This is a genomic window from Stenotrophomonas sp. MMGLT7 (assembly GCF_021168555.1).
Classification (GTDB): domain Bacteria; phylum Pseudomonadota; class Gammaproteobacteria; order Xanthomonadales; family Xanthomonadaceae; genus MMGLT7.
The window spans coordinates 277,256-303,154 of record NZ_JAJOZS010000001.1; the positions used below are offsets into that span (position 1 = coordinate 277,256).

The following is a 25,899-nucleotide window of genomic DNA, read 5'->3' on the forward strand; positions in this document are numbered from 1 at the left end:
TCGCCGGCAAGCCGGGCCGCCGCGTCCGCCGGACCGCGGTCCGGCGCGGACCGGGTCTGCCGCGAGTGCAATCCGGGCACGCGCGAAGTGACGCTTTTTGTCGCATGGCTGCGGTAATCCATCAAGAACGCCTGCGACCCGCCGCTAGCCTGGGTTCCTCCCCGCCCGGACAAGCCTGCACAATGCACTTTCTCCAACGCTTCAACCTCGGCACGCGGCTGGCCATCGGCTTCGGCCTGCTGCTGTTCCTGATCGCCCTGATCATGGGCATCTCGCTGTACGGCAATCGCCAGGCTGGCAAGCAATTCGACCAGATCGCCGACGTCAACATGGTCAAGATGAAGCAGTTCAACCAGCTGCTCGACATCAACAACAACATGATCGTCCTGCGCCGCGAGATGCTGCTGGCGCGTGGCGGCGAACTGGAGCGCTACGATGCGCAGATCGCCGAGCTGATCAAGCGCTACAACGCCATATGGGCCGAGTACCTGAAGCTGCCGGTGGACGCGGCCGGCCTCAGGATGCGCGAAGACATCGTCGCCAAGCGCGAGACCGCCTCCAAGGCCAATGCCAGGATCGGCGAGCTGATGCGCGCCGGCGACCTGGAGGCAGCGCTGGAGCAGACCTTCGGCCAGGCCGTGCCGACCATGCGCGCCTGGAACCAGGCGCTTTCCGACGGCATCGGGCACCAGGACAAGCTGGCCGCGACGGCACAGGAGAAGATGCGCGAAATCAACGCCAGGACCATCACGCTGACGTTGACGCTCGGCATCGCCAGCCTGCTGCTGGGCATCCTGGCCGCGTTTCTGATCACACGCAGCCTGACCCGTCCGCTGGCCCGGGCCATGCAGGTCGCCGACAACGTCGCCGCCGGCAACCTCGACAACAGCGTGGATGCCTCGGGCAGCGACGAGACCGCGCGGCTGATGCGCAGCCTGGCGCGCATGCAGGAGCAGATCAAGGCGGTCAACGCCGCCCTGATGGAGATGGCACGCGAGCACGACGACGGGCGGATCGGCTATCGCGCCGACGCGGGCCGCTTCCCCGGCGACTACGGCAAGCTGGTCCACGAGACCAACCTCCTGGTCGGCTCGCATATCGACACCACGATGGAGCTGAGCCGGATCGTCGGCCGCTACGCCATCGGCGACCTGTCCGAGGACATGCCGCGCTATCCCGGCGAGAAGGCGGTGATCTCCGAGACCATGGACAAGGTCAAGGCCAGCATGGTTTCCATCAACGAGGAGATCAAGCTGCTGACCGACGCGATGGCCGCCGGCGACCTGTCCCTGCGCGGCGACGCGGACAAGTACCAGTACGACTTCCGGCGCATGGTCGAGGGCCTGAACACCATGATGGAAGTCGCCGACGGCAACCTGCGCCAGCTAGGCGGACTGCTGCAGGCGCTGGCCAACGGCGACCTGACGATGCGCATGCACGGCGATTTCCATGGCGTATTCGCGCAGATGCGCGACCACGCCAACGCCACCGTCGAGCAGCTCACCGGCACCGTCGGCCGCATCCAGCAGGCTTCCGGCGCTATCAACACCGCCGCTACCGAGATCGCCGCCGGCAACAGCGACCTGTCGCGCCGTACCGAGCAGCAGGCCGCCAACCTCGAGGAGACCGCCGCCTCGATGGAGGAACTCACCTCCACCGTGCGCCAGAACGCCGAGTCCGCCCGCCAGGCCAACCAGCTGGCCCAGGGTGCGGCCGGGGTCGCCCAGCAGGGCGGCGAGGTGGTCGGCCAGGTGGTCACCACCATGTCCGCCATCGAGACCTCATCGAAGAAGATCGCCGAGATCATCTCGGTCATCGACGGCATCGCCTTCCAGACCAACATCCTCGCGCTCAACGCCGCGGTGGAAGCGGCGCGGGCCGGCGAGCAGGGCCGCGGCTTCGCCGTGGTCGCCTCGGAAGTGCGCACCCTGGCCCAGCGCTCGGCCAATGCCGCCAAAGAGATCAAGGGCCTGATCGACGACTCGGTCGGCAAGGTCGCCGACGGCTCGGCGCTGGTGCACGAGGCCGGCAAGACCATGGGCGAGATCGTCACCTCGGTGCAGCGGGTCACCGACATCATGGCCGAGATCTCGGCGGCCTCGCAGGAACAGTCGGCCGGCATCGAGCAGGTCAACCAGACCGTGACCCAGATGGACGAGGCCACCCAGCAGAATGCCGCGATGGTGGAGGAAGCCACCGCCGCCGCGCGCGCGATGGAGGAACAGGCGGAACAGCTGACCACGCTCATGTCGTTCTTCGACATCGGCCATTCCGCCCCGGCGCCGCGCACGCCTGCGCCCGCCGTGAAAGCGCGGCCGGCGCCTGTCGCGAAAACCGTCACCGCTCCCGCTGCAACCGCCCCCAGGGTCCCGAAGCCCGTTGCCGTGGCCGCCCTGGCCGGAGACGACTGGCAGGAATTCTGAGCACCTGCGCTTCGTGCAGTCGATTGCGGCCGCAGCCCCTCGGGGTGCGGCCGCAATCGTTCAGGGCCATTGGCGACGATGGCGGGCCGCACGCCGCCGCTTCGCAACCGGCGATCGACAACGGCCTGGCATGCCCGGCATGGCCATGGATGGGACGCTCTGCGTCGTTTTGCCACCTTAAACCTATCGGGCGCACAGCCGATAGGTAAGGGTGGGCATGGAGCCTGGCCAACCGAACCGTGCGGAGCCAGCCCCCTACCGCCATGCCGCGGCTTTCCTCATGACACGGCTCCCGAATCCATAACGAAGCGAATGCCATGAAAATCGGTAACGAAAAGCCGCGGGGACGATCCACGCTCACGCGCTGGCTGGCGGACAGGAACATTTCCACCAAGCTGCACCTGCTCAACACGGTGTTCGTGCTCGGACTGTTCACGATCTGCGCTTATGCGGCCTACACCAGCCGGGTTTCCCTGTTCCACGAAAGGGGCGAGGCGCTGCAGCGCGTGATGGACAATGCCCACAACGTGGTCAAGCACTACGCCGACCTGGCGTCCAGCGGCAAGTTGCCGCTGGAACAGGCTCAGCAGAGCGCCCTGGCCGTGCTGCACGACATGCGCCATGGCGAGGACGACTACTTCTGGGTCAGCGAGCCCGTCGACCAGACCCACATGCGCCGGCTGATGAACGGAGTCGACGACTCGCTGGTCGGAACCGTCACCGACTCGGCGACCAACCAGCAGTTCATCCGCATGGTGCGCGAGCACGGCGGCGGTACGCTGGAGCAGGGTTGGCCCAGGCCCGGATCCACGGTGCCGGTGCCCAAACTCACCCAGGTCGCCGGCGCGCCGGCCTGGAACTGGATCATCGGTTCCGGGCTCTACCTCGACGACATCTATGCGGCGTTCTGGAGGCAGATCACCTACCTCGCCCTGCTGTTCGTGATCGTATGGCTCTCCGTCACCGCGATCTGCTGGTTGATCTCGCGCTCGATCTCGCGCCCGCTGCAGCAGGCGACGAAAGCCGCCGACGCCATTGCCCGCGGCGAATTGGACAACAGCATCCCCGACGGCGGCCGCGACGAGATCGGGCAGCTGCTCACCAGCATGCGGCTGATGCAGACGGAACTGCAGACCGTGCTGACCGGCCTGCACGGGATGGCCGAGAAACATGAAGCCGGCGCGATCAGCTACCGCATGGACGAGACCTGCTTCCCCGGCGATTTCGGCAAGATGGTGCAGCAGATCAACGGCCTGATCGGCGCGCACGTGGACACCAAGCTGGAACTGGTGCGGATCATGAGCCGCTATGCCATCGGCGACCTGTCCGAGGACATGCCGCGCTACCAGGGCGAGAAGGCCATCCTCACCGAGACCATGGACAAGGTGAAGAGCAACCTGCTGTCGATCAACGACGAGATCAAGCGCCTGACCGATGCGGTCGCGGTCGGCGACCTGTCCCAGCGCGGTGCCGCCGACCGGTACCAGTACGACTTCCGCATCATGATCGATGGCCTGAACACCATGATGGACGTGGCCGACGGCAACCTGCGCCAGCTCACCGCGCTGCTGCAGGCCGTCGCCGCCGGCGACCTGACGCAGCGCATGCACGGCGACTTCCAGGGCGTGTTCGGCCAGATGCGCGACCACGCCAACGCCAGCGCCGAGCAGCTCACCGATATCGTCGGCCGCATCCAGCAGGCCTCCGTCGCCATCGACACCGCCGCCGGCGAGATCGCCGCCGGCAACGAGGACCTGTCGCGCCGTACCGAGCAGCAGGCCGCCAACCTCGAGGAAACCGCCGCCTCGATGGAGGAACTTACCTCCACCGTGCGCCAGAACGCCGAGTCCGCCCGCCAGGCCAACCAACTGGCCCAGGGCGCGGCCGGGGTCGCCCAGCAGGGCGGCGAGGTGGTCGGCCAGGTGGTTACCACCATGTCGGCCATCGAGACCTCCTCGAAGAAGATCGCCGAGATCATCTCGGTCATCGACGGCATCGCCTTCCAGACCAACATCCTCGCCTTGAATGCGGCCGTGGAAGCCGCCCGCGCCGGCGAGCAGGGCCGCGGCTTCGCCGTGGTCGCCTCCGAGGTGCGTACCCTGGCCCAGCGCTCGGCCAATGCCGCCAAGGAGATCAAGACGCTGATCGACGACTCGGTCGGCAAGGTCGCCGATGGCTCGGCGCTGGTGCACGAGGCCGGCACGACCATGGGCGAGATCGTGGCCAGCGTGCAGCGGGTGACCGACATCATGGCCGAGATCTCGGCGGCCTCGCAGGAACAGTCGGCCGGCATCGAGCAGGTCAACCAGACCGTGACCCAGATGGACGAGACCACCCAGCAGAACGCCGCGCTGGTGGAGGAAGCCACCGCCGCCGCCCGCGCCATGGCCGAACAGGCCGAGCAGTTGAAGGAAACGGTCTCCATCTTCACGCTGGACGATCACCCGTCGGAAGATCTGCCGGTGCTGCACGCCGCCTGACCCCGGCACCTGCCCACGGCTGCAAAGGTCCGGCACGGCTGGACGAGGCCGTGGGCGGACAACTCCGGCATGCGAAAGACACGGCCCGCCCCAGGCGGGCCGTACGCTTTGCGGAGCTCCCGATCGACGCATTCCCTGGTCCGCCGCCGGACTAACGGCAAGCCACGATCGTGGCGACCGGCGTTCCCCTCGCCGGCACGGCCGCACGACCCGGCGACAGCCGCACTTGAACGATCTCTGACTTGTTCAGTAACGGGCGCGCCTGTCAAGGAACGCCGTCATCAATCTCGCGCCGGCTTTGCCGATATGCCTACATGACAAGGGATATCGGGATTCCGCCCATGAAAGCTCTCCCCCGCCCGTCTCCCTCGAACCTGGTCCGGTGGTCCCTGCCGCAACTCCGCCGTTGCGCGGGAGCGCTCCGCCGACACCGGGCGCATCAGCCAGATCGTCACCAATCAGGATGCGGCGCCGATGCGAAAGCGATCGGTGCCGCGCGCCATGGAGAAGCCGGCAGGACCGCTGGACCAGGCACCGTGTTGTTCCAACTGGCCTACGCACGGCCAGTGCCCGCATCCCCATCGCCTCCTTTCCGAGATTAACGTCATGATCCAATTCAAGAATTGGCCGATAGCGCGAAAACTGATCTTCGCCTTCTGCATCAGCGCCGTGCTCACCGCCACGCTCGGCCTCGTCGGTTATTCGCGCATGCAACAGATGCAGCAGCAGACCGCATCGATCAACGAGGATGTGGTCCCGGTGCTGAGCCGCCTGTCGGAGCTGCGCGGCTTCGGCGCCGAATTCCGCATCTACGAAGTCGGCCAGTTCGTCAACTTCGAGGACCCCGAGCGCTATGCCTACTTCATCGCGCGGATGGACGAGATCCGCGCCAACTACGACAAGACGGAAAAGGCGCTCGGCACCCTGGTCGGCGGCGACTCGCAGCTCGCGGCGGAGTACGCGACCCTGGCCGATGCCGGCAAGCGCTACTTCGACGCCAATGCCAGGCTGCGCGAGCTGTACACGCTGCCCGACCACGATCCGGCACTGCAGTTCTCCCGCGACCAGTCCGGCAAGATCCGCCTGGAGATGTTCTCCGTCATCGACAAGATGTATGCCCGGCAGTCGGCCGCACTGGAAAAGACGGTCAGCGCCAGCACGGCCGCGTTCCGTGCCACCACCCTGGTGCTGCTGCTCGGCACGCTGATCATGACGGTTCTGTCGATCGTGTTCGGCGTGCTGATCGCCCGCTCCATCACCCGGCCGCTCTCCAGGGCGCTGGAGGCGGTCAAGGCGGTGTCGCACGGCGATCTCAGCGTGCGCGTGGAGAAGTCCGGCAGCGACGAGATCGGGCAGATGCTGGCGGCCACCGACGAGATGGTGCACATGCTGCGCCGGTTCTCGGAGGAGACCGCGCGCATGTCCCGGCTGCACGCCGGCGAGGACATGAGCCATCGCATGCCCGAGGACTTCCCCGGCGTCTACGCCGAACTGGCCCAGGGCATCAACACCATGATGTTCGAGCACCTCGATGCCATCGTCGATGCCATCGAGATCCTCAACGAGTACGCCGTCGGCGACCTGTCCCGCGACGCACGGCGCCTGCCCGGCACCCGCGCCGTCCTGCACCAGTCCATGGACGCCGCCAAGGCCAGCCTGCTGTCCATCAACAACGAGATCAAGCGCCTGGCCCAGGCCGCCGCCGCCGGCGACTTCAGCGTGCGCGGCGACGCCGCCCGCTTCGACCACGACTTTGCGCTCATGGTCAACGACCTGAACTCGATGATGGACGTCAGCCACAGCAACCTCGGCAAGCTCTCCACCCTGCTCGCCGCCATCGCCAAGGGCGACCTCACCGCGCGCATGCACGGCGACTTCCAGGGCGTGTTCGCTCGCTTGCGCGACGACGCCAACGCCACCGCCGACCAGCTCGCCGGCATCGTCGGCCGCATCCAGCAGGCTTCCGGCGCCATCAACACCGCCGCCACCGAGATCGCCGCCGGCAACGAGGACCTGTCGCGCCGCACCGAGCAGCAGGCGGCCAACCTCGAGGAGACCGCCGCCTCGATGGAGGAACTCACTTCCACCGTGCGCCAGAACGCCGAGTCCGCCCGCCAGGCCAACCAGCTGGCCCAGGGCGCAGCCGGGGTCGCCCAGCAGGGCGGCGAGGTGGTCGGCCAGGTGGTCACCACCATGTCCGCCATCGAGACTTCCTCCAAGAAGATCGCCGAGATCATCTCCGTCATCGACGGCATCGCCTTCCAGACCAATATCCTCGCGCTCAACGCCGCGGTGGAAGCGGCCCGCGCCGGCGAGCAGGGCCGCGGCTTCGCCGTGGTCGCCTCGGAAGTGCGCACCCTGGCCCAGCGCTCGGCCAACGCGGCCAAGGAGATCAAGGGCCTGATCGACGATTCGGTCGGCAAGGTCGCCGACGGCTCGGCGCTGGTGCACAAGGCTGGTGCCACGATGGGCGAGATCGTCACCTCGGTGCAGCGGGTGACCGACATCATGGCCGAGATCTCGGCCGCCTCGCAGGAGCAGTCGGCCGGCATCGAGCAGGTCAACCAGACCGTGACGCAGATGGACGAGACCACCCAGCAGAACGCCGCGCTGGTGGAGGAAGCCACCGCCGCCGCACGCGCCATGGCCGAGCAGGCCGAGCAGCTCAACGAGGCTGTCGCCATCTTCCGCATCGGCCGCCAGCCGGAACGGGTGCCGCTGCAGGAAACACCCAGGACGCCCGCGGTCGCCGCAACGGTGCCACGGCGCCCGGCCGCACCGGTCCGTCCCCGCCCGGCGGCGCTGGCGGTGGCCACGGAGGCCGACTGGCAGGAGTTCTGACCGCCGTCCGGCACCATTCCAGCGTGCCGTCATGATCGTGAGCCCCGATGTCCGCATCGGGGCTTTTTTCGTTCCGGGGCACCGGCTGCGCACGCTGCACGAACGCAGCGCTTTCCCCCTGCACAGTCACGGCGGCATGCCTGCGCATCCGCGGGCATGCGCGAGGCGACATGCCACTGCGGTGGACACATCCTTTCACCCATTCATCATCAACATAACTCTCCGCTGGCTGGGGGCATGCGACACGCATCAAGACCCGGCCGCCCACTGCCGTTACACCCCCCGCGCTTCGGCGGCACGCGTCATCGCCACCCAGCAAGGAAACACCACCTCGGTGCCGGATGCATTGGTTTCCCGCATCACGACCGGCGTTCAATCGCGCGTACCTGGAAGGTCGCAGGCTCAACACCAGAACGGACACGACAGCGCTTTACGTCCACCCCCACCTTCCTTCGTACGCAGGAATCCATGACCAACTTTCTTCAACGCTACAACGTGGGCAAGCGGCTGACCGCGGCCTTCACCGTTCTCATCCTCCTGTCCATCCTGCTCGTGATCGCCGGCGTGATCACCCTGACGCAGGCCAGGCAGCGGCTCGACTCCATCGTCAACAACAACATGGCCTCGATCCGGTACTCCAACGAGATGCTGGACACCAACCTGCAGATCGCACTCAACCTGCGCAACATCCTGCTGCCGAAGACCCAGGAACAAGGCCGCAGCTTCCTCAGGAACATCGAGGTCGAACGCAAGCGCTATGCCGATGTGCGTGAACGCCTCTACGCGATCCCGGCCGCCGGGGAATCCCTGCGCCTGCGCGACAGCATCGACCAGTTGCGCGGGAAGTCGATCGAGGCCAACGACAAGGTGCTGGCGCTGGACGCCGAAGACAGGCCGCAGGAAGCGCTGGCCGCGATGATGGGAGAGGCCGACCCGGCCACGCAGCACTGGCAGGCGGCGATCCGCGAGTACGTGGCGCACCAGATCCAGGCCAGCGAAAGCGCCTATGCGGAAGCCAGTACCTCGGTAAACATGGGCCGCACGATGCTGGTCTCCGGCGGACTGGCGGTGCTGCTGGTCAGCGGCCTGCTGGCCTGGCTGATCACCCGCAGCCTCAGCCGCCCGCTCGCCCAGGCCACCCGCGTGGCCGAAGCCATCGCCAACGGCAATCTGGACAACGACGTCAGCACGCAGGCCCGCGACGAGACCGGGCGCCTGCTGATGGCCATGGGCCGCATGCAGCAGCAGCTGCGCCGGTTCTCGAGCGAGACGGTCAGGATGATCGAGCTGCACGCCGGCGAGGACATGAGCCACCGCATCCCCGAGGACTTCCCCGGCGTCTACGGCGAACTGGCGCAAGGCATCAACACCATGATGTTCGAGCACCTGGATGCCATCGTCGATGCCATCGAGGTCCTCAACGAGTACGCCGTCGGCGATCTCTCCCGCGACGCGCGGCGCCTGCCCGGCACCCGCGCCGTCCTGCACCAGTCCATGGACGCCGCCAAGGCCAGCCTGCTGTCCATCAACAACGAGATCAAGCGCCTGGCCCAGGCCGCCGCCGCCGGCGACTTCAGCGTGCGCGGCGACGCCGGCCGCTTCGACCACGACTTCGCGCTCATGGTCAACGACCTGAACTCGATGATGGACGTCAGCCACAGCAACCTCGGCAAGCTCTCCACCCTGCTCGCCGCCATCGCCAAGGGCGACCTCACCGCGCGCATGCACGGCGACTTCCAGGGCGTGTTCGCCCGCCTGCGCGACGATGCCAACGCCACCGCCGACCAGCTCGCCGGCATCGTCGGCCGCATCCAGCAGGCTTCCGGCGCCATCAACACCGCCGCCACCGAGATCGCCGCCGGCAACGAGGACCTGTCGCGCCGCACCGAGCAGCAGGCGGCCAACCTCGAGGAGACCGCCGCCTCGATGGAGGAACTCACCTCCACCGTGCGCCAGAACGCCGAGTCCGCCCGCCAGGCCAACCAGCTGGCCCAGGGCGCGGCCGGGGTCGCCCAGCAGGGCGGCGAGGTGGTCGGCCAGGTGGTCACCACCATGTCCGCGATCGAGACTTCCTCCAAGAAGATCGCCGAGATCATCTCCGTCATCGACGGCATCGCCTTCCAGACCAATATCCTCGCGCTCAACGCCGCGGTGGAAGCGGCCCGCGCCGGCGAGCAGGGCCGCGGCTTCGCCGTGGTTGCCTCGGAAGTGCGCACCCTGGCCCAGCGCTCGGCCAACGCGGCCAAGGAGATCAAGGGCCTGATCGACGACTCGGTCGGCAAGGTCACCGACGGCTCGGCGCTGGTGCACGAGGCCGGCAAGACCATGGGCGAGATCGTCACCTCGGTGCAGCGAGTCACCGACATCATGGCCGAGATCTCGGCGGCCTCGCAGGAGCAGTCGGCCGGTATCGAGCAGGTCAACCAGACCGTCACCCAGATGGACGAGACCACCCAGCAGAACGCCGCGCTGGTGGAGGAAGCCACCGCCGCCGCCCGCGCCATGGCCGAGCAGGCCGAGCAGCTTAACGAGGCCGTCGCCATCTTCCGCATCGGCCGCCAGCCGGAACGGGTGCCATCGCAGGATACGGCAAGGACGCGTGCCGCCACGCCGGCCCCGCAACGCCCGGCCACCGCCCAGCGCCCCCGCCCGGCGGCGCTGGCCGTGGCCACGGAGACCGACTGGCAGGAGTTCTGATCCAGGGGCAGGCCCTTCTCCGTCCGGAGCGAGGGCCTGCCCGTTGCCGTGGCCCATCGTCGGTGCCGCACGCAGGGCTCCGGACCGGTTTGGGCATCGGATTCTCAAGATTGCCGAACCCGGCCGATATCAAGGGACAGGGCCGCATCGCCGATGCGGCCCAAGCCGTCCCGATCAAGTCCGCCCCATGTCCGAAGGCTTCGTGCAAACACCCGCCGATCAGTCGCAGAAGGACGCCAGCGACGAGCGGTTCCTGTTGCGCAACCCGCTGCAGATCCGTAGCCTGCTGTCGGCCATGATCGAGCAGCGCTCGCTGGTCAGTGCCCATATCAGCGGACGCGACCAGGCCTTCCCCAGCGTGCTGCTGGAAGTGGACGACGACGATTTCCTGTGGCTGGACGCCAGCCCGAGCCGGGCGGTGAACCTGACCGCGGAACTGGCCGAGCACCTGCTCTGCTTCGCCCAGCTGCACAAGGTGAAGGTGCGCTTCCACGTCGCCGGCCAGGAACTGCACACGCGCGATGGCCATCCCGCGTTTCGCGTCCCCCTGCCCGAAAGCGTCCATCACCTGCAACGGCGCGAGTTCTACCGCCTGGAAACGCCGGTGGCGCACCCGCCTACATGCCGGTTCCGGCTGCAGGACATCGGCGGCGAAGTCCGCGAGCTCACCCTGCGGGTGCTGGACATGAGCGGTGGCGGCCTGGCGGTGGCGCTGCCCTGCGACGGCCCCACCCTCGCCACGCACGGCACCTATGCCGACTGCGTCCTCAACCTGCCCGATCATCCCCCGATCGTCCTGGCGCTGACGGTGTGCAACCAGTTCGGCCAGACACTCGCCAACGGTCAGGAGACGCGCCGGGTGGGCATGCGCTTCGAGCACCTGCCGCGGGGCGCCGACGAGGCGATCCTGCGCTACATCTTCCGCATCGAGCGGCAACGCAACGCGCGCAAGAGCGGGCTGTTCTGAGGCCGCACGTTCGCCGGCAACCCTCCTGGATGCAGGCCGGGCGCCGCCTCCGATCCCTTGCACGCCCGGCCGCACGCACGGGCGGCACGCAACCTGTAGGCCCGGCAGGTGCGGTGCACCCGGGGCATCCGTCATCCTGCGTGCGCTACTGCCCGGGCCACGCATGCAGGCAGACGCGGTGCCATGCCTCGCGCCCCCCCGGACACCGCGCGCATCGCCCCCTGCGACGGAACTGCGGCCGCATCCGCCAGCCGGCGAACGCGGCCCATGTCGCGACACCGCCTTAAACTTTGCCCGCTCCCGGCCGCTACTGCTTGCAGCGGCACCCCGTCCCCGTGCGGGCGCCGACCTCCAAGCCATCCGCAGGGACCTCCAATGACCGACAACCACAACACCGCCGCGGCCGACCAGGGCGGCGAATTCCTGAGCTTCACCCTGGGCGAAGAGCACTACGGCGTGGACATCCTCAAGGTGCAGGAGATCCGCGGATACGACTCGGTGACCCGGGTCCCGGACGCCCCCGACTACATCAAGGGCGTGATCAACCTGCGCGGCACCATCGTGCCGGTGATCGACCTGCGGCTGAAGCTGCGGCTGAAGGAGGCGCGCTACGACGCCTTCACCGTGATGATCGTGCTGAACGTCGAGGACCGCGTGGTAGGGATCGTGGTGGACGGCGTTTCCGACGTGATCCCGCTGAACGCCGAGCAGATCCGCCCCACTCCCGAGTTCGGCGCCGCGGTGGACACCCGCTTCATCTCCGGCATCGGCACCCAGGACGACCGCATGCTGATCCTGCTGGACATCGAGACCCTGCTCGACAGCGCCGACCTGGGCCAGGTCACGCCGGTGGAAGAGGCCGCCTGAGCCGCGCCACGCGCATGCCGTGAGCGGAACTGAGAACGGCTTCGCGGAAAGCTTCGTCAAGTTGGTCTTCACATCGCCGATACAAGGGGACAGGACCCGGCCGTCGCACCGGCGGCCGGGCCGATCGACTATTTCCGGAGACTCCCCATGAAGCACCTGCCATCGCTGCTGTTCACGCTCGTCCTGACCGCCCTGTCCTGCCCGGTCTTCGCGCAGTCGCAGGAAATGATCCCGGCCGAGCTGGCCACCAAGTTCGTCGGCAAGGACGGCATGGTCTGCGGCAAGGTGGAAAAGGCCCGCTACGCGCAGAACAGCGAGGGCGAACCCACGTTCCTGTACATGGGCGGCGCGTTCCCCCGCCACACCTTCTCGGCGCGCATCGCCGGCAGCGACCGCGGCAAGTTCGGCTTCGCACCGGAAACGCTGGAAGGCAAGGACGTCTGCGTGCTCGGCAGGATCCAGCGCGATGCCTCCCGTGCCGAGATCGAGGTCAGCTCTCCTGCGAGCCTCAAGCTGGCGACGATCAAGAAGTAATCCGGCTTCACCCCCTACCGCGGCGTCCTGTCCGACCCGCGGCCTGCCGGCACGGAACAAAGCCATCCACGGAGTAACAAGTCCATGAAATGGATCAACCGCCTGAAACTCGCCCCCAAGCTCATCCTGGCCTTCAGCATCGTGCTGGTGGTGATGGCCGTGCAGGGAGGCATCGCCTACTACGGGCTGCACTCGCTCAACTCGGTGACCAACACGCTGGCCACCGACACGCTCAACAACGTCAAGCTGTCCAACGAGTTGCGAGCCCTCATCAGCGAGTACCGCAGTTCGTCGTACCGCAACCTGTTGCGCGCCAGCGAAAGCGCCAAGCAGGAGGCCAGGACCTACTCGGAGAACGTCCAGGAGCAGATCCAGGCCGCGCTGGTCGAGTACAAGCCGTTGATCGACACCCCGCAGGAAAAGAAGGACTACGACGCGTTCGTCGCCCACTGGGCCGCCGCCTACAAGGGCTACAAGGAAATCGAGGAGATGGTCGACCTGGGCCTGCTCGACGACGCCATCGACACCTACCTGAGCACCAGCCGCGACCAGCACACCGCGGCCTCGGACGACATCACCCGGCTGATCGCTCAGGCCGACGAGCAGACCACGGCCGCCAACCAGAACGCCGACGTCACCTACGAGCGCTCCAGCAAGACCGTGCTGCTGATGCTGGCCATCGGCATCCTCGGCAGCCTGGGCATCGCCTTCCTGTTCGCGCGCCAGATCGCCAAGGCGGTGCGCTACGCGGTGGGGATCGCCAACGAGGTGGCCAGCGGCAAGCTGGACGGCACCATCAGGATCGATCGCGAGGATGAGATCGGCGAGCTGCTGCAGGCGATGAAGCGCATGCAGCAGGACCTGCGCCAGCGCATCGAGCGCGACCAGAAGGTGGCGCAGGAGAACCTGCGCATCCGCACCGCGCTGGACAACTCCTCGACCTGCATGTTCGTCACCGACGACCAGCGCAACATCGTCTACGTCAACCCCGCCTTCCAGAACCTGGCGGACCAGTACCTGCAGGAAATCCACATCCGCTCGCCGCAGTTCGACCCGCGCGGCATGATCGGCCAGCCCGTGTCCTACCTGGGCTTCAGCGAGGAAGGCGTCGCCGCGCTGCTGGCGCAGCTGGAGGCCAAGGGCGTGTCGGCGACCGAGGAGCGCTACGGCGAGGCGGTGTTCGCCGAGACCATCTCCACGATCCGCGACCAGGACGGCAACTTCGTCGGCGACGTCTGCGAGTGGCGCGACCGCACGCTGGAAGTGAACGTGGAGAACGAGATCGCCCGCATCGTGCATGCCGCCGCCACCGGCGACCTGTCCGGACGCGTCGACCCGCACGGCAAGGACGGCTTCTTCCTGCAGCTGGCGCGCCAGCTCAATGGCCTGCTCGACGCCAATGCCGCCAGCATCGAGCAGATCTCGCGCCTGCTCGGCGCCCTGTCCCGCGGCGACCTGACGGTGCGCATGGAAGGCGACTTCCAGGGCGTGTTCGCGCAGATGCGCGACGACGCCAACGCCACCGCCGACCAGCTCGCCGGCATCGTCGGCCGCATCCAGCAGGCATCGACCTCCATCAATTCCGCCGCCGGCGAGATCGCCGCCGGCAACGAGGACCTGTCGCGCCGTACCGAGCAGCAGGCGGCCAATCTCGAGGAGACCGCCGCCTCGATGGAAGAGCTCACCTCCACCGTGCGCCAGAACGCCGAGTCCGCCCGCCAGGCCAACCAGCTGGCCCAGGGTGCGGCCGGGGTCGCCCAGCAGGGCGGCGAGGTGGTCGGCCAGGTGGTCACCACCATGTCCGCCATCGAGACCTCATCGAAGAAGATCGCCGAGATCATCTCGGTCATCGACGGCATCGCCTTCCAGACCAACATCCTCGCGCTCAACGCCGCGGTGGAAGCGGCGCGGGCCGGCGAGCAGGGCCGCGGCTTCGCCGTGGTCGCCTCGGAAGTGCGCACCCTGGCCCAGCGCTCGGCCAACGCGGCCAAGGAGATCAAGGGCCTGATCGATGACTCGGTCGGCAAGGTCGCCGACGGCTCGGCACTGGTGCACGAGGCCGGCAAGACCATGGGCGAGATCGTCACCTCGGTGCAGCGGGTCACCGACATCATGGCCGAGATCTCGGCGGCCTCGCAGGAGCAGTCGGCCGGTATCGAGCAGGTCAACCAGACCGTGACGCAGATGGACGAGACCACCCAGCAGAACGCCGCGCTGGTGGAGGAAGCCACCGCCGCCGCACGCGCCATGGAGGAACAGGCAGGGCATCTGGCCAGCGCGGTATCGATCTTCCGGCTCGAATCCGGCGACCAGGCCAGGGTCGCCCGCCCCGCGGCCGCGGAAAAGCCGGCGGCCGCGCCGCCGAAAACCGTCGCGGCAAGCAAGCCCGCGCGCAGCACCCGCGCCACCGCCAAGGCAGAGGCCGCCCTGGCCGAAGCGGACTGGCAGGAGTTCTGATCGTCCCGGCTCCCGTGCCGCCCGCGCTCCCAGGCCCCGATGTCCGCATCGGGGCCTTTTTCTTGCGGCCGCGCCGGCCGCTACGACCAAAGTCGTAGCCGCCACCGCTCAACGCCGGCGGTTCCGCGCCGCTATCGGATCAACCAAGCAAGAGTTCACCCCATGAACCTGCCTACCCGCCTGTCTCGCGCGCTTGCCGATATCCCGCTCAAGCGCAAGTTCCTGATTCAGACCGCGTTCGTCGCGGCCGGGATCATCGTCCTGGCCGTCATCGCCGCGCGCATGCAGTTCCTCGACCTCGTCGACACGCGGCAGAACGGCATCAAGAGCCAGACCGAGATGGCGCTGGCCGTGGTCGAGGACTACGCCGCCCAAGCCGGGCGCGGCGAAATCACCGCCGATGACGCCAAGCGCCGGGCCCTGCACGCACTGGCCACGATGCAGGCCAGGCAGGGCGTCGACTACTTCTACGTGATCGACCGGCAACCGCGGATGCTGATGCACCCTACCCGGCAGGACCTGGTCGGCAAGCCGGTCGCCGATGTGCTCAGCGAGGACGGCAAGCGCATCTTTCCCGAGTTCGTGAAAGTCGCCGGCGAAGGCGGCGGCTTCGTCGATTATCGATGGGCCAAGCCGGGCAGCGGGAGTCCGGTGCAGAAGACGTCCTACGCGGTCGCCTACCCGCCCTGGGGCTGGGTGATCGGTACCGGCGTCTACCTCGACGACACCCAGGCGCAGGCGCTGGTGTTCACCGGCATCATCACCGCGGCCGGCAGCGTGCTGGTGCTGCTCACCCTGGCAATGGGGTGGCTCATCGGCAATTCGGTGCTGGCGCCGGTCGCACGTGCGCTTGCCGCGATCAAGGGCGTTTCCCGCGGCGAACTGGATGTCCGCATCCCGCAGCATGGCCGCGACGAGGTCGGGCAGATGCTCGAGGCCACCGACGAGATGGTGCACATGCTGCGCCGGTTCTCGGAGGAGACCGCGCGCATGTCCCGGCTGCACGCCGGCGAGGACATGAGCCACCGCATCCCCGAGGACTTCCCCGGCGTCTACGGCGAACTGGCGCAAGGCATCAACACCATGATGTTCGAGCACCTGGATGCCATCGTCGATGCCATCGAGATCCTCAACGAGTACGCCGTCGGCGACCTGTCCCGCGACGCACGGCGCCTGCCCGGCAGCCGCGCCGTCCTGCACCAGTCCATGGACGCCGCCAAGGCCAGCCTGCTGTCCATCAACAACGAGATCAAGCGCCTGGCCCAGGCCGCGGCCGCCGGCGACTTCAGCGTGCGCGGCGACGCCGCCCGCTTCGACCACGACTTCGCGCTCATGGTCAACGACCTGAACTCGATGATGGACGTCAGCCACAGCAACCTGGGCAAGCTCTCCACCCTGCTCGCCGCCATCGCCAAGGGCGACCTCACCGCGCGCATGCACGGCGACTTCCAGGGCGTGTTCGCCCGCCTGCGCGACGATGCCAACGCCACCGCCGACCAGCTCGCCGGCATCGTCGGCCGCATCCAGCAGGCCTCCGGCGCCATCAACACCGCCGCCACCGAGATCGCCGCCGGCAACGAGGACCTGTCGCGCCGCACCGAGCAGCAGGCCGCCAACCTCGAGGAGACCGCCGCCTCGATGGAGGAACTCACCTCCACCGTGCGCCAGAACGCCGAGTCCGCCCGCCAGGCCAACCAGCTCGCCCAGGGCGCGGCCGGTGTCGCCCAGCAGGGCGGCGAGGTGGTCGGCCAGGTGGTCACCACCATGTCCGCCATCGAGACTTCCTCCAAGAAGATCGCCGAGATCATCTCCGTCATCGACGGCATCGCCTTCCAGACCAACATCCTCGCGCTCAACGCCGCGGTGGAAGCGGCGCGGGCCGGCGAGCAGGGCCGCGGCTTCGCCGTCGTCGCCTCGGAAGTGCGTACCCTGGCCCAGCGCTCGGCCAACGCGGCCAAGGAGATCAAGGGCCTGATCGACGATTCGGTCGGCAAGGTCGCCGACGGCTCGGCGCTGGTGCACGAGGCCGGCAAGACCATGGGCGAGATCGTCACCTCGGTGCAGCGAGTCACCGACATCATGGCCGAGATCTCGGCGGCCTCGCAGGAGCAGTCGGCCGGTATCGAGCAGGTCAACCAGACCGTGACCCAGATGGACGAGACCACCCAGCAGAACGCCGCGCTGGTGGAGGAAGCCACCGCCGCCGCCCGTGCCATGGCCGAGCAGGCCGAGCAGCTGAAGGAAACGGTCTCGCTCTTCACGCTGGACGATCATCCAGCGGCGCAGCGGCCGGTCCTGCAGGCGGCCTGACGGTGCGGCGGGAGCGCCAGCAGTCCCTCCTCCCGTCGGGAGAAGAGCCTGCCCCCGCGAGGCAGGATGTCGAGGCGGACGGCGAAGCCGGCGCGAGAGGCATGCCACGGCAGCGGCATGCCATGGGCGGATGAGGCCATGGGCGAGGCTTCGTGCGGTTGAACGATGCGAGGGGTTCGGCCCCGTGCTTTCTCCCCCCGCCCTCATCCGCCCCTTCGGGGCACCTTCCCCCGCGTGCGGGAGAAGGGAAAGGCCTGCGCCCTCTCTCGAATCGAGGCGGCTGCGGGAAGGACGCGGCCCCAGGAAACAGACGCCGGGCTGAACGATACGGACGACCGGCTCAGCTTTATCGGCTACCGGCCGATAACGCCGGGGAACACATCCGCCGGAAACCAGCCTTGACCTCCTCGACCGTCTCCAGTCCCGAATCACGCGAGTTCGAATTCGGCGAACGCGACTTCCGGCGCGTCTGCGAACTCATCCATCAGCGCGCGGGCATCGCGCTGGCCCCGGCCAAGCGCGACATGGTCTACGGGCGGCTCTCGCGGCGCCTGCGCGCGCTCGGCCTGCGCTCGTTCCGCGACTACCTCGACCTGCTGGAAAACAGCGGCGACGAGGAATGGCAGGCCTTCACCAACGCCCTGACCACCAACCTCACCTCCTTCTTCCGCGAGCCGCACCACTTCCAGCGGCTGCAGGAAGAACTGAAGCGCCATGCCGCCTCGGCACCGCTGAAACTGTGGTCGTGCGCCGCCTCCACCGGCGAGGAGCCGTACTCGATGGCGATCAGCGCCTGCGAGGCGTTCGCCAGCCTCAAGCCGCCGGTGCGGATCCTGGCCACCGACATCGATACCCAGGTGCTGCAGACCGCCGCGCGCGGCGTCTACCCGCTGGAGCGCATCGCCGGTCTGGACGAGGCCACCCGCAGGAAGTACTTCCAGCGCGGCAGCGGCGCCAACGAGGGCATGTGCCGGGTGCTGCCCGCGCTCAGGGAGCTGATCGACTTCCGTGCGCTGAACCTGCTGGCCCCGCGCTACGACGTCGGCGGCCCGTTCCTGGCGGTGTTCTGCCGCAACGTGATGATCTACTTCGACAAGCCTACCCAGCGCGAGATCCTCGCCCGGCTGATCCCGCACCTGGACGACGCCGGCATGCTCTACACCGGCCACTCGGAGAACTACCTGCACGCGGCCGACCTGATCCAGCCGTGCGGGCGCACCCTGTACCGGCGCAACAACGGAGCACGCGCATGAACGGGACCGCGCTGCCACTGGACGACGTCATGCGCTACCGCGACAGCCGCTTCCAGACCATCGCCGCCAAGCTGCTGCCCACCCAGTACCTGGTGGTGGACGACGACACCGCGCTGACCACCACGCTGGGCTCGTGCGTGGCCGCCTGCATCCGCGACCCGCTGCTCAAGCTCGGCGGCATGAACCACTTCCTGCTGCCGGAAGGCGACGCCGGCGACGGCGCCCCGGCGCGCTACGGCAGCTACGCCATGGAACTGCTGATCAACGACCTGCTCAAGCGCGGCGCCAACCGCCGCCGCCTGGAAGCCAAGGTGTTCGGCGGCGCCAACGTTCTCAAGGGCTTCACCAGCAACCCGGTGGGCACGCGCAACGCCGAATTCGTGCGCCAGTACCTGAAGGCCGAGCACATCCCGGTGATCGCCGAGGACCTGTGCGGCATCCACCCGCGCAAGGTCTGGTTCTTCCCGGCGACCGGACGGGTGGTGGTGCAGCGCCTGCCGCATGCCCACGAGGCCGAGCTCGCCGCCGCCGAGTCGGCCGTGCGTGCGCGCCTGTCCAAGGCACCGGTCACCGGCGGCGTGGAGCTGTTCGAATGATGGCCGCAGGTCCCTGCCGCGTGCTCATCGTCGACGACTCCGCGGTGGTGCGGCAGATCCTGACCGAGATCCTCTCGCAGGACCCGGGCATCGAGGTCGTCGGTACCGCCGCCGACCCCTTCCTGGCCCGCGACAAGATCAAGCGGCTCGATCCGGACGTGATCACCCTGGACGTGGAAATGCCGCGCATGGACGGGCTGGCCTTCCTCGACAACCTCATGCGCCTGCACCCGATCCCGGTGGTGATGATCTCCTCGCTCACCGAGCGCGGTGCCGACACCACCCTGCAGGCCCTGGCGCTGGGCGCGGTGGACTTCATCGCCAAGCCCAGGCTCGCCGTCGCCAGCGGGCTGGAACAGTACGCCGCCGAGATCGTCGAGAAGGTCAAGGCCGCCGCGCGTGCCCAGGTACGCGCGGCGGTGCGCCCGCCCGGCGCAGGCCGGCCGGCGCCCGCCGCGGTCGTGCCGGCGCGGCCGATCGGCTTCCGCACCACCGACCGCCTGATCGCCATCGGCGCCTCGGCCGGCGGCACCGAAGCCCTGCGGGTGGTGCTGGAGGGCATGCCGGCCGATGCCCCGGCCGTGGTCATGACCCAGCACCTGCCCGGCAGCTTCAGCACCGCCTTCGCCGAACGGCTGGACCGGCATTCGGCGATGTCGGTGCGCGAGGCGGCCCAGGGCGATGCCATCCTGCCCGGCCACGCCTACCTGCCTCCCGGCGGCAAGCACCTGCAGGTGGTGCGCGACGGCGCCCGCTGGCGCTGCCACATCGACGACGGCCCGGCGGTCAACCGGCACAAGCCGGCGGTGGACGTGCTGTTCCGCTCCGTGGCCCGCGCGGCCGGCGCCAACGCCATCGGCGCGATCCTGACCGGCATGGGCGACGACGGCGCGCGCGGCCTGCTGGAAATGCAACAGGCCGGTGCGCCCACCCTGGTGCAGGACGAGGCCACGAGCGTAGTCTGGGGGATGCCGGGCGCGGCTTTCCGCCTCGGCGCGGCAAAGGAAACGGTGCCGCTGGACAGGATCGCTTCGCGCCTGGTGACGTTGGCCGGCAGCGGCCCCTAGCCGGCGGGCGAAGCGGAGAGCTGCGAATGGTCGACACTTCCACGCCACCCCAGAAAAGTCCCGCCCCGCTTCCCGCCGGCCATGCCGAGCAGGCCGCCAGCCTGCTTCTGCAAAGCCTGGAGCAGGCGCCGGATGGCGTACTGCTGGTGGACGCGACGGGCCGGGTGGCGCTGTTCAACCAGGCCGCGGCCGCCATCTGGAAGCGCCCACGCGAGCAGGTCGTCGGGCAGCCGCTGCAGGCGCTGCTGCCGCCAGCGGCCTGCGAGCGCGTGCTCGGCGGCACCCAGGCCCCGGACCACGGCCCGATCGAGCTGGAACCGGCCATGCCCGATGGCAGCCAGCCCCCGGCGATCTCGCTGACCACCTCCGAAGTCGTGCACGGGGCGGACCGGCTGCACCTGTGCCTGGTCCGCGACATCGGCGGACAGCGGCAGCAGGAAGCCCACGCGCGGCTGCTGTCGCAGGCGCTCAACTACAGCAACAACGCCATCGTCATCTGCGACCGCGACGGCCGGATCGTCCATGCCAACGAGGGCTTCCGGCGGATGTTCGGCTACTCGGCCGAGGAAGCCAGCGGCAGCAGGCCGAGCGACCTGCTGCCCGGCCGCTACACCGACCCGGAAACCGTGGCGCGCGTGCGCCGCCTCGGACAGCAGCTGCAGCCCTTCAGCGGCGACATGCTGCTGTACCACAAGAACGGCGAGCCGCTGTGGGCGTCGGTGATCTCCAATCGCATCCTGGACGAGGACGGCCAGATCACCCACACCGTGGGGGTGCTGACCGACATCACCCAGAGCAAGATGCACGAGGTCCTGCACCATCGCGCCCTGGAAGCCATCGTCCGCGAGAAGCCGCTGCAGGAGATCATGGAGCTGATCTGCCGCGAAGTGGAGCGCATCGTGCCGTCTGCGGTCGCCTCGGTGCTGTCGCTGGACGCGCAGGGCGTGCTGCATCCGCTCGCCGCTCCCGGCCTGCCGGCCACCTTCTCCGAAAGGCTTGGCGGCATTCCGATCGGCCCCTGCCACGGCGCCTGCGGCACCGCTGCCTGGCGCGGCAGCCCGGTCATGGTCACCGACATCGCCAGTGACCCGCTGTTCGAGCGGTGTCGCCCGCTGATGCTCGAATTCGGCCTGCGCGCCTGCTGGTCCACCCCGATCAAGTCCAGTTCCGGCCGGGTGCTGGGCACCTTCGCGCTGTACTACCGCGAGCCCCGCGCGCCCGACGACTGGCACATCCGCCTCGCCGAACTGTGCCGGTACGTGTGCGCGCTGGCACTGGAACGCGAGCAGACCCGCGAACGCCTGCACCGGCTGGCCTTCTACGACGGACTGACGGAGCTGCCCAACCGCCTGATGTTCAGCGCCCGCGCCGAGCAGGCGCTGGTGCACGCCGAAGGCGCCAGCGTGCCGCTGGCGGTCATGTTCATGGACCTGGACCGGCTCAAGCGCATCAACGAGACCCAGGGCCATGCCGCCGGCGACGGCCTGGTGCGCGACACCGCCAAGCGCCTGTCGGCCAGCGTATCTGGCACCGACCTGGTCGGCCGCCAGGTCGGCGACGAGTTCCTGCTGCTGTTGCCGCACTGCGATGCCGGCCGCGCGGCCAACGTCGCCGAACGCCTGCTCGGCGCCGTTTCCGCCCCGCTGGTGGTCGGGCAGATGACGCTGCGCCCCAGCGCCAGCGTCGGCATCGCCATGTTCCCGGACAACGGACGCGACATCGAGACGCTGCTGCGCAACGCCAACCTGGCCATGCACCGCGCCAAGGAGGAAGGCGGCGGTTGCTTCAGCTTCTTCAGCGACGAGATGAACCGCATGGCGCAGGAGCGCATCGCCATGGAGAACTCGCTGCGCGATGCCGTTCGCCAGGAACAGCTGCACCTGCACTACCAGCCCCAGGTCCATAGCGATGCGCCGCACCGGCTCTACGGCGTGGAGGCGCTGCTGCGCTGGCAGCACCCGCTGCTGGGATGGGTATCGCCCGCGCGCTTCATTCCACTGGCCGAGCAGAGCGGACTGATCGACGAGATCACGCTGTGGGTGCTGCGCCAGTCCTGCCGGCAACTGGCCAACTGGCGCGAGCGCGGAATCCCGGTTCCGCATGTCGCGGTGAACCTGTCGGCCAGCAACTTCGAGAACCCGGGACTGCTGCAGGACCTGCAGCAGGTGCTGCGCAGCCACGGCCTGACGCCGGCCGACCTGACGCTGGAAATCACCGAGAGCGTGATGCTGTCCCCGCGCCCGCACGTGCTCGAGAACCTCAAGGCCATGCAGAAGGCGGGATTCGGCTTCTCGCTGGACGATTTCGGCACCGGCTATTCCAGCCTCGGCAACCTGTACCGGCTTTCGATCAACGAACTCAAGCTGGACATGAGCTTCGTGCGCGACCTGGACAGCAGCGAGGTCGCCCGCACCGTCACCGTGTCGGTGCTCAACCTGGGCCGAAACCTGCGCAAGCACGTGATCGCCGAAGGCGTGGAAAGCCAATCGCAGGCCGACTTCCTGGCCGAGCAGGGCTGCGAGGTACTGCAGGGATTCCTGTTCTCGCCGCCGTTGCCGGTCGAGGACCTGGAAACATGGCTGGAGCAACGGTCGCCGGCGACGTCGGGATAGCCCAGTCCCCCATCGTGGACGAATGCCTGGCCCCCGTAGGAGCGACTTCAGTCGCGATGAAGCTTTCCCGGTAGAGCCCCATCGCGACTGAAGTCGCTCCTACAGGAGAAGGCGCGGCCCGGGCCGGATGCGGCACCGCCCGACAACGAAAAGCCCGGCTGACGCCGGGCTTTTCGCTTGCCGCATTCCCGCGGCGATCAGGCCGCGACCGAGTCGGCCACGTCCTGGTAGTCCTGGATCTGGTCGAAGTTCATGTAGCGATAGATCTGGTCGCCGCTGGTCTTGATCACGCCCACGTCGGCCATGTACTCGTCCTTGGTCGGGATCCGTCCCAGCCGCGAGCAGATCGCTGCCAGTTCCGCCGAGCCCAGGTAGACGTTGGTATTGCGGCCCAGGCGGTTGGGGAAGTTGCGGGTGGAGGTGGAGAACACGGTGGCGCCCTCGCGCGCCTGCGCCTGGTTGCCCATGCACAGCGAGCAGCCCGGCATCTCCATGCGCGCGCCGGCCGCACCGAAGGTGCCGTAGTGGCCTTCCTTGGTCAGCTCGGAGGCATCCATCTTGGTCGGCGGCGCGACCCACAGCCGCGTGGGGATGTCGCGCTTGCCTTCCAGCAGCTTGGCCGCGGCGCGGAAGTGGCCGATGTTGGTCATGCACGAGCCGATGAACACCTCGTCGATCTTGGCGCCGGCGACCTCGGACAGCGTCTTCACGTCGTCCGGGTCGTTCGGGCAGGCCACGATCGGCTCGTGCACGTCGGCCAGGTCGATCTCGATGACGGCGGCGTACTCGGCGTCGGCATCCGGCTCGAGCAGCTGCGGGTCGGCCAGCCACTCCTCCATCTTCTTGATGCGGCGGCCCAGGGTGCGCGCGTCGGCGTAGCCCTCGGCGATCATCCACTTCAGCAGCGTGATGTTGCTGTTGAGGTACTCGATGATCGGCTCCTTGTTCAGGCGCACCGTGCAGCCGGCGGCCGAGCGCTCGGCCGAGGCGTCGGACAGCTCGAACGCCTGCTCCACCTTCAGCTCCGGCAGGCCCTCGATCTCGAGGATGCGGCCGGAGAAGATGTTCTTCTTGCCGGCCTTGGCCACGGTCAGCAGGCCCTGCCTGATCGCGTACAGCGGGATCGCGTTGACCAGGTCGCGCAGGGTCACGCCCGGCTGCATCTGGCCCTTGAAGCGCACCAGCACGCTCTCGGGCATGTCCAGCGGCATCACCCCGGTGGCCGCGGCGAAGGCGACCAGGCCCGAGCCGGCCGGGAACGAGATGCCGATCGGGAAGCGGGTGTGCGAATCGCCGCCGGTGCCGACGGTGTCCGGCAGCAGCATGCGGTTGAGCCAGCTGTGGATCACGCCGTCGCCCGGCCGCAGCGAGACGCCTCCGCGGGTGGAGATGAACTCCGGCAGGGTGTGGTGGGTCTTCACGTCCACCGGCTTCGGATAGGCGGCGGTGTGGCAGAACGACTGCATGACGAGGTCGGCGGAGAAGCCCAGGCAGGCCAGGTCCTTCAGCTCGTCGCGGGTCATCGGGCCGGTGGTGTCCTGCGAACCCACCGAGGTCATCTTCGGCTCGCAGTAGGTGCCCGGGCGCATGCCCTGGCCTTCCGGCAGGCCGCAGGCGCGGCCGACCATCTTCTGCGCCAGCGAGAAGCCGCGGCCGGTGTCGGGCGGGTTGACCGGCAGCCGGAACAGCTCGGTCGGGGCCAGCTTCAGCGCCTCGCGCGCCTTGGCGGTCAGGCCGCGGCCGATGATCAGCGGGATGCGGCCGCCGGCGCGCACCTCGTCCAGCAGCACCTCGGACTTGAGCTCGAACTCGGCGACCACCTGCCCGTCCTTCAGCGCCTTGCCGTCGTACGGCCGCAACTCGATGACGTCGCCGTGCTCCATCTTCGACACGTCCAGCTCGATCGGCAGCGCGCCGGCGTCCTCCATGGTGTTGTAGAAGATCGGCGCGATCTTGCTGCCCAGGCACACGCCGCCGAAGCGCTTGTTGGGGATGAACGGGATGTCCTCGCCGGTCCACCACAGCACGCTGTTGGTCGCCGACTTGCGCGAGGAGCCGGTGCCGACCACGTCGCCGACGTAGGCGACCAGGTGGCCCTTGTCCTTCAGCTCGGCGATGGCCTGGATCGGGCCGCGCTTGCCGTCTTCCTCCGGCACGAACGGGGCGCCGTCGCGCTTGTTCTTCAGCATCGCCAGCGCGTGCATCGGGATGTCCGGGCGGGTGGTGGCGTCGGGCGCCGGCGACAGGTCATCGGTGTTGGTCTCGCCCGGCACCTTGAACACGGTGATGGTCAGGCTCTGCGGCACTTCCGGCTTGCTGGTGAACCACTCGGCCTCGGCCCAGCTCTTCAGCACGGCCTGAGCATTGGCGTTGCCGGCCTCGGCCTTCTCCTGCACGTCGTGGAAGGCGTCGAACACCAGCAGGGTGTGCTTGAGTCCCTCGGCGGCGACCGCGCCCAGCTCGGCGTCGTCGAGCAGCTCGATCAACGGGTGGATGTTGTAGCCGCCCAGCATCGTGCCCAGCAGCTCGGTGGCGCGGGCCGGGGTGATCAGCGCGGTCTTCTCGCTGCCGAAGGCGACCGCGGCCAGGTACGAGGCCTTGACCTTGGCGGCATCGTCCACGCCGGCCGGCACGCGGTGGGTGATCAGTTCGACCAGGAACTGCTCCTCGCCGGCCGGAGGGTGCTTGATCAGCTCGACCAGTTCGGCGGTCTGCTGCGCGCTCAGCGGCAGCGGCGGGATTCCGAGCGCGGCGCGCTCGGCAGCGTGGTGGCGATAGGCTTCCAACATTGCGGG

The 25,899-nt window shown here is 68.4% G+C and carries 14 protein-coding genes; 13 read left to right on the forward strand and 1 reads right to left on the reverse strand.

Annotation, left to right across the window (positions count from 1 at the left end):
* Positions 1-182 precede the first annotated feature (182 nt).
* The 13 genes from LRX76_RS01420 (at position 183) to LRX76_RS01480 (ending at position 23,104) form a co-directional block, all read left to right on the forward strand.
* Positions 183-2,423 carry a methyl-accepting chemotaxis protein gene (locus LRX76_RS01420; protein WP_231801013.1) on the forward strand — a complete coding sequence of 747 codons (2,241 nt, stop codon included), beginning with the start codon at positions 183-185 and terminating at the stop codon, positions 2,421-2,423.
* Positions 2,424-2,740: 317 nt separating this feature from the next.
* Positions 2,741-4,903 carry a methyl-accepting chemotaxis protein gene (locus LRX76_RS01425; protein ID WP_269450671.1) on the forward strand — a complete coding sequence of 721 codons (2,163 nt, stop codon included), beginning with the start codon at positions 2,741-2,743 and terminating at the stop codon, positions 4,901-4,903.
* Positions 4,904-5,509: 606 nt separating this feature from the next.
* Positions 5,510-7,744 (forward strand): methyl-accepting chemotaxis protein, encoded by a 2,235-nt coding sequence (locus LRX76_RS01430; RefSeq protein ID WP_231801015.1) that lies wholly within the window; start codon positions 5,510-5,512, stop codon positions 7,742-7,744.
* A gap of 468 nt (positions 7,745-8,212) precedes the next feature.
* Positions 8,213-10,441, forward strand: a complete 2,229-nt coding sequence (locus LRX76_RS01435; RefSeq protein WP_231801019.1) for a methyl-accepting chemotaxis protein — start codon at positions 8,213-8,215, stop codon at positions 10,439-10,441.
* A gap of 187 nt (positions 10,442-10,628) precedes the next feature.
* Positions 10,629-11,408, forward strand: a complete 780-nt coding sequence (locus LRX76_RS01440; RefSeq protein ID WP_231801024.1) for a flagellar brake protein — start codon at positions 10,629-10,631, stop codon at positions 11,406-11,408.
* 375 nt (positions 11,409-11,783) lie between these two features.
* Positions 11,784-12,275 carry a chemotaxis protein CheW gene (locus LRX76_RS01445; RefSeq protein ID WP_231801025.1) on the forward strand — a complete coding sequence of 164 codons (492 nt, stop codon included), beginning with the start codon at positions 11,784-11,786 and terminating at the stop codon, positions 12,273-12,275.
* 225 nt (positions 12,276-12,500) lie between these two features.
* Positions 12,501-12,809 (forward strand): hypothetical protein, encoded by a 309-nt coding sequence (locus LRX76_RS01450; RefSeq protein WP_231801772.1) that lies wholly within the window; start codon positions 12,501-12,503, stop codon positions 12,807-12,809.
* An 84-nt stretch (positions 12,810-12,893) separates the two neighbouring features.
* Complete coding sequence (locus tag LRX76_RS01455) at positions 12,894-15,266, forward strand: methyl-accepting chemotaxis protein (RefSeq protein WP_231801026.1); 2,373 nt, start codon at positions 12,894-12,896, stop codon at positions 15,264-15,266.
* A gap of 162 nt (positions 15,267-15,428) precedes the next feature.
* The gene (locus tag LRX76_RS01460; protein WP_231801028.1) at positions 15,429-17,576 is read left to right on the forward strand and encodes a methyl-accepting chemotaxis protein; all 2,148 of its coding nucleotides are present in this window, start codon (positions 15,429-15,431) and stop codon (positions 17,574-17,576) included.
* A 398-nt stretch (positions 17,577-17,974) separates the two neighbouring features.
* The gene (locus tag LRX76_RS01465) at positions 17,975-18,829 is read left to right on the forward strand and encodes a CheR family methyltransferase (protein WP_231801030.1); all 855 of its coding nucleotides are present in this window, start codon (positions 17,975-17,977) and stop codon (positions 18,827-18,829) included.
* Positions 18,826-19,425 (forward strand): chemoreceptor glutamine deamidase CheD, encoded by a 600-nt coding sequence (cheD, locus tag LRX76_RS01470; protein ID WP_231801032.1) that lies wholly within the window; start codon positions 18,826-18,828, stop codon positions 19,423-19,425. Before LRX76_RS01465 ends, cheD begins: the two co-directional genes overlap by 4 nt.
* Positions 19,422-20,492 (forward strand): chemotaxis response regulator protein-glutamate methylesterase, encoded by a 1,071-nt coding sequence (locus tag LRX76_RS01475; protein WP_231801033.1) that lies wholly within the window; start codon positions 19,422-19,424, stop codon positions 20,490-20,492. The genes cheD and LRX76_RS01475 overlap by 4 nt, the downstream gene beginning before the upstream one ends.
* 26 nt (positions 20,493-20,518) lie before the next feature.
* Positions 20,519-23,104 carry an EAL domain-containing protein gene (locus tag LRX76_RS01480; RefSeq protein ID WP_231801035.1) on the forward strand — a complete coding sequence of 862 codons (2,586 nt, stop codon included), beginning with the start codon at positions 20,519-20,521 and terminating at the stop codon, positions 23,102-23,104.
* 197 nt (positions 23,105-23,301) lie between these two features.
* On the opposite strand, the gene acnB is transcribed toward LRX76_RS01480, so the two are convergent.
* Positions 23,302-25,893, reverse strand: a complete 2,592-nt coding sequence (gene acnB, locus LRX76_RS01485; RefSeq protein WP_231801047.1) for a bifunctional aconitate hydratase 2/2-methylisocitrate dehydratase — start codon at positions 25,891-25,893, stop codon at positions 23,302-23,304.
* Positions 25,894-25,899: the final 6 nt, after the last annotated feature.